Here is a 14,330-nt window from a genome sequence, read left to right as displayed (position 1 = left end):
GAACAGGATGATGAGATGGACCTGGCCAGCCTCCTAGAGGCTGATTTCCAGGGCTGCAATGGCTGGGAAGGCGGCAAAAACCACCGTGAGTGGAAGTACACCGAAAACGAGCGGCACCATCATGGCGATCTCTTTCCGGCCGGCTGATTCCATCAGCTCGCGTTTGGCGGCGTCACGGACGTCGGCAGCCTGCGCCCTGAGTACGCCGGCCAGTGGAGTGCCGCGTTCCACAGCAACCACCAGCCCGTCGAAGAACCTGACGAGGGGTGGCAGCTCCGCCCTGGAGGAAAAGCCTCGCAGGGCCTCTGGCAGCGGCTTTCCGGAGCGGGCATCTGCGATGACCCTGGCGAATTCGGCGGAAAGCTCGCCGCTGGAGCTGTGGGTCACCCTGTCCATGGCGCCCATCGCGCTCTCCCCTGCAGCAACGGCCAAGGCCATGAGCTCGGCAAGGCCTGGAAATTCGGACAGCATCCTGGACTCGCGCTGCTTGATGTGTTGGCCAAGAACGTAGTCACGCAGCAGATAACCCGCCAATGCACTTCCGATGACCGCGACCACCAGTAGTGCCGGGCTGAACTGTCCAGTCGCTGCCCGGACAGCAACCACCAGAACAGCAAGCACGAAGCCAGCGCCGGCCCACAGCAATTGCTCGGCCCTGTAATCAAGAGTCGACTTCTGCGAACCCGCCCGCGCCAACCGCTTGGCCAGGGCGGTCGAACCGACATTGAACCGGGAAAGTTGCCGCACTGCGTCACGAATCACTGGACGGAGTATCCGTTCCAGGGGTCCGAATGGCGTCAGGTTCTGCGTGGGAGGGCGCAGAAGGCGCGATTCGAGGTTCCTGGACTTCAGCTGCGGTTCGATTCGTTCGGCCAGAGTGATGCCGCGCAGGAAAGGCAGGCGAACCATCGTCAGCCACACCCCTGCCCCAAGCAGGAGTCCACACAGGACCGCGAGCGCTGTTGTTGAACTCATGCAAGGATCCGTTCGTCCTCAGGCAACGCGCCTATCCGAAGCATGACCGCGTAGCAGATGACGGAGACCAGGAGGCCTCCCAGCAGCACCATGGCGCCAAGGGGTGAGCTGTAGGCCCGCATCGCCTCCGGCCGGCTTGCCATCACCACCAGGATGATCCACGGGGCCGCGACGGCGAGGCGGGCGGCGTTAATCGTCCAGGATTGCCGGGCCTCAAGCTCGCTGCGTGTCCGGGCACTATCCCGCAGGAACTCAGCGAGGGTGCCAAGCATCCGGCCAAGGTCGGATCCGCCCACCTCCCGGGTCATCCGAAGTGCTTCGATAATCCGGTCTGCCACTGGATCAGCCAGTCGCTCCTTCAGCCTGTTCAAGGCAGCATCGAATTGTCCACCGGACCTGTAATCGGCCCCGAAGTCGAGGAAGAGTGCACGCAGTTCATCCGGCCCGTTGTGACCCAGCTGAATCAGTGCCTCCGGCAAGGCAAGGCCTGCCCGGATGGCGGAGCGCAAATGATCCACCACGTCCGGCCAAAGGACGCGGAGCGCCGCGCGGCGCTTCTTCGCCCTCCAGCGAACCACGCCGAAGGGCACCCAGGAACCGAAAATTGCGAAGCACACAGCAATGGGTAGCGAGGCCGTCAGCACAAAGAAGACGAGAAGGGCGAGAAGGCCACATCCAGCGCAGGTCGCAAGGAGCCCGCCAGCCGTTACCTTTTCTATCCCCGCCGATACCAGCAAGAGGTCCAGTCGCCGCGATTTGGCCTTCTTCTTTTCGGCGGGCTGCTCCCATGCTGACCACCACACCAGAAATACGCCAAGGCCACAGAGAATCCCGAGAAGCGGTGCCATCAGTTCAACTCCAGGAGGGCTGCTACATCGAAACCTGCCCGGGCAAACTTCTCAACCGCGGGCATGGAGTTGGCTCTGGGCTGCAACTGGCCGCCAACCATGCCAAAGACGTGAGATGACTCGATGATCCCGTTCTCCACGCGGCGCCCCAGGGAGAGCACCTCGGTCACCTGCCTGCGCCCGGTGGAGTGGCGACCGCAGTGCACCACAAGGTCTATGCATGAAGCGACCGTGGGTAGGACGAAGGCACTGGAAATGTTGGCCCCTGCCAGCAGTGGCAGGGTACAGATCTTCGTTACGGCGTCATGAGCGGAGTTGGCGTGCACGGTACACATACCGGGAAGGCCCGAATTGAGTGCGATCAGCATGTCCAGGCTTTCGGCTTCACGGACTTCTCCCACGATCAGCCGGTCGGGCCGCATTCGCAGGGCTTCCTTCACCAGCCGACGCAGCGGGATTTCGCCCTCGCCCTCCAGGTTGGGCTGCCTGCACTGCAGGCCCACGACATCGCGGAGCGGCAGTTGAAGCTCGAAGATTTCTTCTACCGTTATTACCCTTTCGCGGGAACCGACGTTCGCCGCCAGGCAGTTCAGCATGGTGGTCTTTCCCGCTTGGGTGGCCCCGGACACCAAGATGTTGAGGCCACTGGCCACGGCCGCGCCCAGGAATCTGGCTGCTTGGGGTGTCAGACTTCCCAGCTCGACGAGGTGCTCCAGGCGGCTTGCCCTGGCAATAAATTTCCGGATATTCACAGCCCAGTGCTTCCGGGTGATATCGGGGATGGCTACGTGCAGCCTTGAGCCGTCCGGCAGCGCAGCATCCACGAACGGCGATGACAGGTCCAGCCGCCGGCCCGAGCTCTTAAGCATCCTTTCGACGAGGTCCCAGACCTGCTGCTCGGTGAGGCTCAGGGCAGTCAGTTCAGATTCCCCGTTCCGGGCCACATAGATTTCATGGGGAGCATTGATCCAGATCTCCTCGATGGAGGGGTCATCCAGGAGTGGCTGCAAGGGACCGAAACCGGCGACGGCATCAAAGACGTGGCGGCGCGCCGCCTCGAGGTGTCCCAAAGGTGGAAGGGGCCCGAGGAGCGCCCGCTCGTCATAGTCGCTGACCGCGGCCTCCACAAGTCGCCGCACATCCGCCGTTTGCTCCAAGGGATCCAAACCCCTGCGGCGGATGAGTTCGCGGACCTCGCCCTCGACTATTTTTACAGCGTCCACATCTCCCCCAATGGTCACGAATTGGTCAATCGAGAGGCGCATCTCGAGTGACTCACGCTAGGCGAGCGCCAGGAGCCCCTCAAGTCACTCGGAGGCACATGTGGATAAGTACGAATCAGGAGTCACTGCAGTAACCTCAACCCCACTAGTCACTCCAGTTCCAGAATGTTAGGGTAAGGCCGTTAGGAGCTGGCCTTTGGTCCCATGCGCAGGCGCCCGCCCCGGAGCTTGTCCGCAAGCCACACCATGCGCCGCTGAGCCGCGGCACAGGGCCGGAATGCAAATGAAAAAACCATCCCTCAACGCGCCCCGACGGTTGACGTGGACCAACGCAGGCCTTGCCCTTGCCACCGCCCTCGTGGCGGGCAGTTGCCTCGGAGCTCCTGCGCAAGCCGTGGCAACGGCACCCCAGCCGGCTCCGTCTGCCACGACGCAACCGACACCAACGCAGCAGGGCCCACGTCCCGCTCCGACGGGCACAGGCACTGTCGGGCCCCAGAAGGATGCCCAACCGTATGTCCCTCCGACCGCACCCGCGGAACCCAAGCCGGGAACCGCCGTCGGACCTTCCAGCCCGCCGACACAGTCGCCCGGCCAACCGTCGAACGAGGCGGCGCAGGCACCGGATCCAAAGTCGCTGCCAGGCAGCGGGCAAGACGCGGCGGCAAAGAACGCGGCGATGAGATCAGCTATCCCGGCCGGTGGAGCCGAAATGGGACAGCGGTCTCCGCGGGTCACTGCCGCGGCCCAAGGAAAGGGCTCCCCGGCACCTGCCGACGCCCAAACGCTGGAGCAGGCCCCGGTCCAGCCCTTGGGGGCCGATCCCGGACACTGGCGGCCCAGCATCGGGATTGCGGGCCAGGACGTCAGCGCCCATCAGGGCAACGTCGACTGGCAGAGCCAATGGAACCAGGGCTCGAGGTGGGCATACGTCAAAGCAACTGAAGGCAATTACTACCTCAACGAAAACTACGCCCAGCAATACGACGGCTCACGAAACGCAGGCATGGTGCGCGGGGCCTACCATTTTGCCATCCCCAACTGGTCCTCAGGCGCTGACCAGGCCAGGTATTTTGTGGCCAATGGCGGTGGCTGGACAGCGGACGGATACACGCTTCCCCCCGTCCTCGACATTGAGTACAACCCCTACGCCGGACGGACCATCAACGGCTTTTACTTCGGGGACACGTGCTACAGCATGTCCAAGGCGCAACTTGGCCAGTGGGCGGCAGACTTCGGCAACACCGTCAAGGCACTGACGGGTCGGTTCCCTGTCATCTACAGCACCACGGACTGGTGGAACACGTGCGTGGGGAACTCCACTTTCGGCAGCTATCCCTTGTGGATCGCTTCCTACTGGAACAACCCCACCAACACGCCCGGAACCTTGCCCGTAAGCTGGGGCAACTACTCCATGTGGCAATACAGCAGCACCGGACCGTTCGAGGGTGACTCCAACATCTTCAACGGCAGCTATGACCAGCTGCGGACTTTCGCCCGGGGTGCGGACACCCCCTCCGCCCCCTCCATCAGGTCGGGGGCAGACGTCCTGGCGACCAGCTCATCCGGTCGGCTGGACAACTTCCCGGCAGATGGCCAAGGCAGCATCACGGGTCCGGTCGCCATTGGCTCCGGGTGGGGCAATGCCAAGGCCATCTATGTGGTCGACTGGAACCAGGACGGGGTCCAGGACATCCTCTCCCAATGGCCCGACGGCAGCCTTCAGGTGTACCCGGGAGCCCCCCGCGGCGGCTTCCTTGCCCCCATTCAAGTTGGGTCAGGCTGGCAGGAAATGTCTCTTACAGTTGGTTGGTGGAACTCCAAAGACGCCTACCCGGGGGTCATCGGGCTGGACGGGGACGGCAATCTCTTCCGCTACCAAAACGCCTCCGGTCGGGGCTTGGGCGGAGGCGTCCTCATTGGGACGGGCTTCGGCGGTCACCAGATCAACCAACTCGACTTCGACGACGACGGCAGCCAGGACATCGTTTCCAGGACGTCCGACGGAACCATGCGGCTCTACCGGTCGAACGGGCTCGGATCGTTTGTTCCCGAAGCAAGCAGTGTGATCGGCAACGGCTGGTCAGCCATGACCTCGGTCAGCTCCTCATCCGGGTTCAACGGGTCCGGTTCGCAGGGCCTGCAGGCACGCGCCGCAAACGGTGACTTGTTCTACTACCCCGCGGAATCGGGATCGTGGGGCAACCGCTTCCTGACCGGCCTCGGTTGGAATGATGCCGCGCTGATCAGTGGAGCCCCGGTAGACGTGGCTTCAACACTCGGCGTCGACGCTGCCGACGTCCTGGCCGTACGGACGGACGGCAACCTCTACCGCTACGCTGCAACAGGATCCACGTCGCTTCTCGGCGCGGAACGCATCGGCACGCAGTGGACTGGGCTGAAGGCCGGTTTCCTCACCGATTGGAATGGGGATGGTGCCCTGGACATCCTCGCGCAGTGGTCCGACGGCCGCCTGAATGTCTATCCAGGCCTGAAGGGCAGTGGCTTTGGGTCCCCGATCAGCCTCGGGACGGGTTGGAAGGACTGGACGTTGACAGTCGGTTCATGGAAGAAGTCCGATGCCCTGCCAGGCATCACAGGCTACGACCCTTCGGGCCGCATGTTCTACATCAGCAACCCCAACGGCAACGGACTGGGCCCCCGCGTGCAGATTGGCACGGGTTGGGGAGGCCTTGAGATCCTGCAAATGGACTTCGATAAGGATTCGAACGCCGATCTTCTGGCCAAGGGCAGCAACGGTGACCTGAGGCTCTACCGGTCCAACGGAAGCGGTTCCTTTATCCAGGAGTCGCCGAGTGTCATCGGGGTCGGCTGGGACGCCATCTCCAGTTTTGGAGCCGTTAAGGGATTCGCGGGAACCGGCACCTCGGGAATCATCGCCCGGACCACCACCGGCGATCTCCGCTACTACCCCGTGGGCCAGAACCGGGCATGGGGCCAGCCCAGTACCGTGGGCACCGGCTGGAATGGCTTGACCATTTTTAGGCCGGCTTCCAGATAGAACCATGGCATGAAGGGCCGCACGCTTCTGAATGGAGTGTGCCGGCCCTTTTTGTTTAACCAAATACCCGAAGAGAAAACGATAAATATTTGGTGCATCTGACACGCCGGATTCCGCGCAACGCGTGATCTAATGAAGGTGGTCTCACGTATTGGCTGTTAAGCGCTACCGGGAAACGGGCTTTGTTTGGGGGCAAACGAAGGTCACCATTGCGCACAATCAAGGAGTGATCTTTCATGGCGTTTACCGTTTCGACGGCCCAAGTGAGCATTTCGCCATCGCTTGACGTCAATCCGTATATGGCCGGGTACGGAACGCTCGACGGCGGCCGTGAGGCCACCAGCAGCGACCCCTACGAATCATTGTGGGCCCGGGCCATCGTCCTGTGGGAGAACGGCTCCCCCAACCTGATCATGAGCGTCGACATCCTGGCGCTGCCCAGGTCCATCCATCAAAGGGCCCGCCAACGCATCCTGGCCCTGGCAGACTGGTCCAACAGCGACATCCTGATCCAGTCCACGCACACCCACAACGGCCCAGTGGTGATCGATACGCTCCACCCATTCATGTGTTACGGCTTATCGGACCTTTCGATGGTCGAGACCTACAGCCAGCAACTCGAAGATGATCTGGTGGAGGCAGCCCAGACTGCCCTGAATGCCGCGCAGACGTCAGTGACGCTCGACTACAAGGTCACTACGGCGAGCATCGCGTACAACCGCGCAGGTCTTTCCTATCTTGAGAACACTGTGCCCGTCATTGTGATGCGCAAGGGAAACGGCGTGCCCCGTGCGGTCATCTTCAACTACGCGTGCCATCCTGTCGCAGCGGGCATGCGGACGCTGTTCGACGGCGATTTTCCTGCGGGGGCGTGCAACTACATCGAAAACAACAACCCGGGGTGTTTCGCATTGTTCCTCCAAGGTGCGGCCGGAGATCAAAACCCCATGGGCGTGCCCAGCTGGGAACTGCGGGATGAATACGCCACAACACTCGGCTCAGCGGTTTCGACGGCGATGCAGAGCGCCGGTCGCACAATCGGCAGCCCCCTGCAAACCAGTTACAAGGAAATCCAAATTCCCTTGGACATCACTCCGACCGCAGGAAACATGGCAGCCGTTCGGGCGGCGTACGCCTCACGGCTGCCGAACCTCGACGGAAACCCTGCATGGTACGGACGTCATGCCCAAGTCATGATCGGCCGGATCGACAGTGGCAGCTACGCGACATCCGTGGCCTGCCCGTTCCAGGTGTGGAAGTTTGGCGGCAGCCCCCAATTGAGGATCGGGATCGTCGGGGGTGAGCTCGTCAGCGGTTACGCTGCGTACTTCCGTGGAAGGTACGGCGGAGCGAACGGCGTGATCGTCGGTGGCTACGGAAATGAGTCGTGCTACTACCTGCCCAGTGCGCAGTTCCTCCCGCCCTACTCGGCCGGGGGCAGCTACGAGGGGGGCTGGGATCCCGATTACCCGGGCATCGCAGGTGGGGCCATGACGGTGTACGGGCACATTGCACATTTCAAGGGCGGCACCACCGGCGTTGAGGCCACCATCATCAACACCCTGGACGGCATGTTGGCCTAAAGCCTTGCCCGGGCCCTGCTCCCTTGATCAGGGACCCGGGTTGATTCGTAGTGGTATCGATACTCAGATCGCCCACATATCCGTTGACCAGCGTCTTTTGCCGGGCAACCATGGAGTTGGAGGTCACCATGAGAGCGTTGTACCCACTGGCGGCAGCTTTGCTGCTCCTCGTTTCCGGTTGCTCCACGGCCGCTCCTCCACAGCCCACGGCCAGTTCGACGCCATCAGCAACATCCTCGCCAACACCAACGCCCTCCGGCACGGAAGCGGGCCCCACCACGGACCCGGGCAGCGGCCAAGGAGCGGGCAGCGGCCAAGGAGCGGGCGCACCCGATGACTCCGGCCGATTCTCCTACCTCTGTTCAAGCCTCGACGGCGTACCCGACGTGACGCTGTCCAGCCTCGCCGAAGTCTGGTCTTCCACGGGATATCTTCGGCTGGCTTCCTGCCAGGCACGGTACGAAGGACCGGACCCGTATGAACCGACGGAAGACGAAGCAAGAATCATCTCCATAGCCCAGCCCGGAGTGAACCCCTCCGATGGCCTGGACGCCTACCTTGCCGCTTTGGGGCTGTGCACCCGTGTCAGCGATGATGCCGCGTCCGAACTCTTTGGCCAGAGCCCGCGACCCCTGCTGCGGGCGGCCAGCGAACTGTGCCCTCGCGGTCCGCAGGGAAAGATCATTGCACTCTGGGCGTCAGGGGCAAGGGCAGCCGACGGCACCTACCCGGTGTCGGCTGATGGATTGACGCCGGGCAGGTTCCATCTGCGCAAAGCCCCTCCCGAGGGATGTGCCTGGTCCGTTGCCGGGGTGGACGGCAAAGTGAAGTCGACGGGCGGCGCAGCAGAAGGACAGTCCGGAATCACGCTGGCAGAAAAAGACGTCCTGACTAGTGACAAATGCGGAATTTGGGAGAAGATAGAGTAATGCAGCCGGCAACGGCTGGGGCGAAAATCCAACTGCATGCGGAGCTGGGGAGCATCCGAATGAAGTGGGGATCCCTCGGTGGACATGCCAAGACGCGCTATCGTCCAGCTTGGCCTAGTCGGTCTCGTTCTTACGGGCTGCTCGGTCAAGGTCGTTGAAAATGTTGAGCCATTCAAGCTCGGCGTAACTAATGTCGGCGATGCCGTCAAACCACGCGTTGAAAGACCCGAACCCGTAAAGCGCTATCAATTCGAGTGCCGTTGGCCAAACGGACTTCCGCTGATCATTCTGTCCAGCCTCGAAGAAGTATGGGCAAACACCCAATACAAGAAATTCTCGGATGTCGTGGTGACATTCGTCGGCCCTCAGCCGTGGGTCCTGACCGCAGAAGAAAATGCAGCGGTCAATGTTGCCGTCGCGGCCGGCGCCACGGGGTCGCGCAACGACATCCTCCTGGCAATCATCAAGGCATGCACCCGAAGCAACCCGCCAACCATCAGTACAGCACTTTTTGGCTTGGGCGGCGTACCGATCGTCAAGGGCGCCCTGACCCTGGCACCCATGGCGCCGCAATCGGCAGTCCTGACAAAGTGGCTGAAGGAAGTGGCGTGATGATCAGGCAGATGAAGAACGACGGCGGACTGGGGCGTCGGGCGCACAGGGTCACCACTTTCTGGGCTGCTTCGATCCTGGCCGTAGCCGGAATGACCGCAGTGGTTTCCAGCACTCCCGCCCACGCGGACCAGCAACGGCAGGTCATTGGGACCGGGCTGACCAAGTCCGCGGGGTCCGTACTGGACCCCCTCGGCCACGTCTGGGTGTCGGACAGCGTTGCCGGCTTCTGCCGGATGTCTGAGCCCTCCAACGGCCAGCCGGGCACGATTGATAAGAGCACATGCTTGGGCGGGAGCTCGCAAGGCGGCAGCAAAGGCCCAGTGTTGCCCGGAGTCGCAGTCGTCCTGGATCCGACCCCTTCCTCAGTCGGAAGCGGCGACGAGACCGCGTTCATCCCGGACGCCGCGGCCGGGAGTTCGCGCCTGGTCAGGGCGGTTTGGGATCCGCCGTCGGACCTTTTCGAGTACAGCAGTACCCTGTCCATCCTTGATGGCGATGTTCGCCCAAACGCTGTCAGCGATGGCCCCGACGGCAACATCTACCTGTCATTTGCGAACGCACGATCGATCATCAAGATCGTCGATCCCACCATCATGCACCCCAGCATCGAGACCATCGCATCGGTGACCACAAAGTCCCTGGGCCTGGTAGCCGCGGGACGGGACAGCAACGGCCACGTCAGCGTCTATGTCCTGGAAACCACCGGGATGAAGGCCTTCTCAGCCCCCGATGATGGGGATATGACGAACTATGTGCCCGCGGCTTCCTACAACGTGGGAATTGCGTCGTCCATCCATTACGACTACGACGCCAACGTTATCTATGCCGGTACCGGAACGGCGGCCACGGCTGCTGACGCCGGAAAGGACAAGGTATCGAAACTTGACCTGACAACCGGCGTCGTCGACAACTCGTGGGCCTTGGGCTTCAGCAAAATCGGCGGACTCGGGATGCGGGGCGGCCAGCTCCTGGTCATGGATGACCCCGGTCAGTTGAACGCGGCACCGGCCACCGGCCAGGGACGCGTCAGTATTCTTGGCGGCGTAACAGCAAAGATCACGTCCGGGCCTACCCAGGCGAATGGGACACAAGCGCCCAACCCTGACTTCACGAATGACACCACACCAACATTCGGAGTGAGTTCCGATCCCGCCGGCAGCGCCTTGGAATGCTCCATGGGCGGCGCGTGGACGGACTGCACCAGCGGTACGTACACGGCGGCAACCCTGACCAACGGATCCCAGACCTTCTCTGTCCGGCCCGCCCCCGGAGGAGTTCCGGTGTCACGGACCTTCAAGGTGGACACGGTCGCCCCGGCGCCTCCGGTCTTCACGGCGCCAAACAGCGGGCAAGTGGTCAACGGCAAGCCTGTGCTGGGCGCAACCTTCGAAACTGGCACAACCCTGGCCTGCTCGGTCGATTCAACTGCGGATAGTGCCTTCAAGACCTGCGTACCCGGAGACACCTTCAGCCTGACAACCGAGGGTGCTCACACCTTGCGGATCCGCAGCACAGACCCGGCAGGTAACGTCAGCCCTGCTACATCGATAAATGTCACAGCGGACCTGACGGCACCACAAGTGGCCATCACCGCTCCGGCAAGTGGAGCCACCGTAGGAGCCGGGTACCAATTCATGTTCTCGTCGAACTCCACGGACGTCGCAGGATTCCGCTGCCGTTTGGGCACCAACGCCTTCACGGAGTGCACTTCACCCAAGGTCTACGCTGATATCGCCAACGGTGCCAACCGGTTCGAGGTAGAAGCCAGGGATGCTGCAGGCAATACGACAGTCGCCGGCGTCAACTTCACTGTCTTCATTGCTGATACCACTCCACCCACGGTTTCAGCCGATCCCGCGGCCGGAACATATGGTCCGGGCACCAAGATAACGTTGACGGCCAACGAAGCCGGCGCCAAGATCTACTACACGGAAAACGGCACCACGCCGACAACAGCCAGCACCCTATATGCAGGTCCGATTGCGATGGGTACCAAGACGGTCAGTTTCATCGCCGTTGACGCATCCAACAATGCCTCGGCACCTCAGTCCCGAGCCTACGTACTGGACAGCACTGCTCCTGTTGTCACTCCCAGTCCGCTGGGTGGAAACATTTCGCTCGGACAGAAGATCACGTTGACCACGGAAACCGGGGCCAAGATCTACTACTCGACGGACAATTCCACCCCGACCCTGACAAGCCCGAGCGGTATCACGACTGTGACCCTGACTCCAACCGCAACCACAACAGTGAAGTACTTCGCAGTTGACGCGGCAGGCAACCAATCTGCCGTAGCGTCGCAGACCTACACAGTGCCCGCAGCACCGGCGAACACGTGGAAGGACTTCAACGCGGACAGCAAGAATGACGTCCTTGCCCGGGACAGCGCCGGCACGCTGTGGCTGTACCCCGGAAACGGAACTGGTGGCTGGCTGACCAGGGTCAACACCGGCACAGGCTGGAACAACTACAACCTGCTGGTCCCAACCCGGGACTTCAGCGGAGACGGCCGCAGCGATGTCCTGGCCCGTGACTCCGCAGGCCAGCTCTGGCTCTTCAAAGGCAATGGCCTGGGTGGCTGGCAGCCTGCAGTTGCGGTTGGCTCCGGGTGGACCGGCATGACGTCGATCGTGGCACCTGGCGACTTCAGCGGCGACGGAAAAGCCGATGTCCTCGCCAGGGATGCATCAGGCATTCTGTGGCTCTACAAGGGCGATGGCCTGGGTCAGTTCAGCTCCGGCCGGACCCAAGTGGGTTCAGGGTGGAACACCATGAACGCGATCTTCAGCACTGGAGATTTCAACGGAGACGGGAAGACAGACATACTGGCCCGCGACACTGGGGGCGCCCTGTGGCTATACCCGGGCAACGGCTCCGCTGGCTGGGGTACCCGCTCGCAAATCGGCAGCGGTTGGGGTGGCATGACTGCACTCCTTGGCCCCGGCGACTTCAACGGCAACGGCAAGGCCGATGTCATGGCCCGCGATGCCAGCGGCAACCTTTGGCTCTATCCCGGGAACGGCAGTGGAGGCTGGCTGGCTTGGAGCCAGATAGGCACAGGATGGCAGGGTTTCACTTCCCTCCCATAAAGCCGAAACAGGGGTAGCTTGCCCTTTGGAAGGGTGCACCGGAGAATATCCGGTGCACCCTTTTGGTTTGCGCAGTGGCTGTCCCGGTGTCCTCAATGCGCCAAAAGTGGCCTCCGGTCCACAGAAGGCATACTGCGATGAACTAGACTGAGGGTTTGCAAGGACCTCGTGACGCCAGCGTTGCGGGCTGTGGCTGGCGTATAAGAATCTCGTCGGCACGAACTACCGAGGAGAGTCTTGACTTTCGACCAGGCAGGCCAACCGGACCTCTCCGTTGTGATCCCGGTCTACAACGGAGAACGGATATTGGCGGCAACAATGGCCCGTCTCACCGGCTATTTGACCAGTGGCACCTCCGAGATCATCATCGTGGAAAACGGATCCACGGACAAAACACTTGAGGTTGCACGTCAGCACGCTGTTGACACTCCCCACGTCACCTTCCACGTACTCCAAAGCCAGAAGGGGATGGGCAACGCCCTCAGGACCGGCATCGAAGCCAGTTCGGGCCGCCGGGTGCTTCTCACTGCGGACGACCTCCCTTTCGGAACCGACGACCTCGACGAAGACAAGAAGCTGGACCCGAAGCCCCATATCGTCATCGGTTCCAAGGCGCACAAAGACTCCAACATCCAGCGCAGTCCTCTGCGGGGACTCACCACTTTCGGTTTCAAGACCCTGCGCCAGGTCATCCTTGCGTCCAGGGTTGGCGATTCACAGGGAACGTTGATTGTCGACGGCGACTGGTTGCGGAGCATGGTCGACCGCTTCGACGATCCGGGCTTCCTTTTCAGCACGCAGGTTGTCTACGCAGCGGAGAAACAGGGTTTCACAATCGTCGAGGTGCCCGTCACCCTGGCGCCCGACGACGATCCCAGCGAAACCACCATCCGCATTGCCGACGTCGTCAAGATGTTCAAGGGATTGCTGGCCATGCGCCGCCGTCGTCGTGAATTTGCAGCCGCGCCCAGCACAGGAACCCACGCGTCATGACAGGATCAATTGCCGAGACGCCCTCGAACGATAACGACCTGAACCAGGAACAGCCACCGGCGAAGAGCGCCAAGTCCAAGCTGGTCGACTTCGCCCGGCGGGCCTTGGTCGTCCTCGTATTCGCGGCAGCTGTCTACTTCATCGCCACCCAGTGGCCGCAGGTGCAGGCCACAGTATTCGCCCTGCAGTGGTGGCAGATCCTTCTGTCCCTCCTCGCTCTCATCCCGGGAGTCCTGCTCGGCATGTACATGTGGCGGGTCGTGATGAGCAGTCTCCTGAAGTCCGTGGACATCGAACCCCCGGGACTGGTCCTCAACCAGATCTACCTGGTGGGTCAGATCGGCAAGTACCTTCCTGGATCTGTCTGGGCCTTCGTCCTGCAGATGGAATTGGGCCGTAAGAACGGGATCGCACGAGCCCAGGTCTTTGTGGCCTCACTGGTCAGCACCGGAATCACCATTGGTGCGGCCCTGGTAGTCGGCGCGTCGTCGCTTCCCATCCTTGTCCAGCGGGAACCCAACCTGCAGTGGCTGTACGTGATCCTTCCGGTGGTCATCCTGGCCATGAACCCCAATGTCGTAACCTTCCTCGTCAACACTGTCCTTAGGGTCTTCCGGCGCCCGCCTCTCCCCGAGCGGATTCAAGCCAACACCATGGTGAAGGCTTTCATTCTCGGTGTCCTCATGTACCTCTGCTTCGGGCTCCATCTGTGGATCCTGGTGGGCCATGAGGCCACGCTGGACCTTGCCACGTTCCTTGTACTCACCGGTGCCCTGGCCTTGGGCATGACCCTTGGGGTGCTCGCCTTCCTGCTTCCGGCTGGTGTGGGGGCCAGGGAAGCGATCCTCATCCTGGCACTGGCCGGAATGATGAGCGCAGGCGCGGCTACGGCCATCGCAGCCCTCTCCCGGATCATGTTCACGGTGGCCGACCTGCTGTGTGTGGGCATCGCCTACATCCATTTCCGCTGGCGGCACCCAACTCTTGCCAAGGCCCCTGCCGAGCAAACGGACAACAACGCCAACTAGCGGCCGGTTCCGCAATGGCAACCAG

General features: G+C 62.1%; 10 protein-coding genes. 7 read left to right on the top strand and 3 right to left on the bottom strand.

The features are described from left to right. Positions 1 to 33: 33 nt before the first annotated feature. The 3 genes from ACNQOP_RS10940 to ACNQOP_RS10930 are packed head-to-tail and all read right to left on the bottom strand — an operon-like array spanning position 34 to position 3,046. Positions 34 to 975 carry a type II secretion system F family protein gene (locus ACNQOP_RS10940; protein WP_416404464.1) on the bottom strand — a complete coding sequence of 314 codons (942 nt, stop codon included), beginning with the start codon at positions 973 to 975 and terminating at the stop codon, positions 34 to 36. After that, the gene (locus ACNQOP_RS10935) at positions 972 to 1,823 is read right to left on the bottom strand and encodes a type II secretion system F family protein (protein WP_416404463.1); all 852 of its coding nucleotides are present in this window, start codon (positions 1,821 to 1,823) and stop codon (positions 972 to 974) included. The genes ACNQOP_RS10940 and ACNQOP_RS10935 overlap by 4 nt, the downstream gene beginning before the upstream one ends. Further along, complete coding sequence (locus ACNQOP_RS10930; RefSeq protein ID WP_416404566.1) at positions 1,823 to 3,046, bottom strand: CpaF family protein; 1,224 nt, start codon at positions 3,044 to 3,046, stop codon at positions 1,823 to 1,825. The genes ACNQOP_RS10935 and ACNQOP_RS10930 overlap by 1 nt, the downstream gene beginning before the upstream one ends. Positions 3,047 to 3,329: 283 nt before the next feature. On the opposite strand from ACNQOP_RS10930, the gene ACNQOP_RS10925 reads away from it, so the two are divergent. From ACNQOP_RS10925 to ACNQOP_RS10895, 7 genes are all read left to right on the top strand, one after another. Beyond that, positions 3,330 to 6,068: a GH25 family lysozyme gene (locus ACNQOP_RS10925; protein WP_416404462.1), complete on the top strand. Its 2,739-nt coding sequence runs from the start codon at positions 3,330 to 3,332 to the stop codon at positions 6,066 to 6,068. Between the two features lie 236 nt (positions 6,069 to 6,304). After that, positions 6,305 to 7,651, top strand: coding sequence for a hypothetical protein (locus ACNQOP_RS10920; protein WP_257369188.1), 1,347 nt, complete (start codon positions 6,305 to 6,307; stop codon positions 7,649 to 7,651). 128 nt (positions 7,652 to 7,779) lie between these two features. Next, the gene (locus tag ACNQOP_RS10915) at positions 7,780 to 8,580 is read left to right on the top strand and encodes a hypothetical protein (RefSeq protein ID WP_257369189.1); all 801 of its coding nucleotides are present in this window, start codon (positions 7,780 to 7,782) and stop codon (positions 8,578 to 8,580) included. A gap of 84 nt (positions 8,581 to 8,664) precedes the next feature. Continuing rightward, positions 8,665 to 9,192 carry a hypothetical protein gene (locus ACNQOP_RS10910; RefSeq protein WP_416404461.1) on the top strand — a complete coding sequence of 176 codons (528 nt, stop codon included), beginning with the start codon at positions 8,665 to 8,667 and terminating at the stop codon, positions 9,190 to 9,192. Further along, the gene (locus tag ACNQOP_RS10905; RefSeq protein ID WP_257369295.1) at positions 9,192 to 12,284 is read left to right on the top strand and encodes a chitobiase/beta-hexosaminidase C-terminal domain-containing protein; all 3,093 of its coding nucleotides are present in this window, start codon (positions 9,192 to 9,194) and stop codon (positions 12,282 to 12,284) included. The genes ACNQOP_RS10910 and ACNQOP_RS10905 overlap by 1 nt, the downstream gene beginning before the upstream one ends. A gap of 237 nt (positions 12,285 to 12,521) precedes the next feature. After that, positions 12,522 to 13,277: a glycosyltransferase gene (locus ACNQOP_RS10900; RefSeq protein WP_257369190.1), complete on the top strand. Its 756-nt coding sequence runs from the start codon at positions 12,522 to 12,524 to the stop codon at positions 13,275 to 13,277. Beyond that, entirely contained in the window at positions 13,274 to 14,305 is a 1,032-nt protein-coding gene (locus ACNQOP_RS10895; protein ID WP_257369191.1) for a flippase-like domain-containing protein, read from the top strand. The genes ACNQOP_RS10900 and ACNQOP_RS10895 overlap by 4 nt, the downstream gene beginning before the upstream one ends. Positions 14,306 to 14,330 lie beyond the last annotated feature (25 nt).

This window comes from Arthrobacter sp. LFS091, from assembly GCF_047977885.1.
GTDB lineage: Bacteria > Actinomycetota > Actinomycetes > Actinomycetales > Micrococcaceae > Arthrobacter.
The sequence above is the reverse complement of the archived record's forward strand: the minus strand, read 5'-3'. Positions and strand labels throughout refer to the sequence as shown.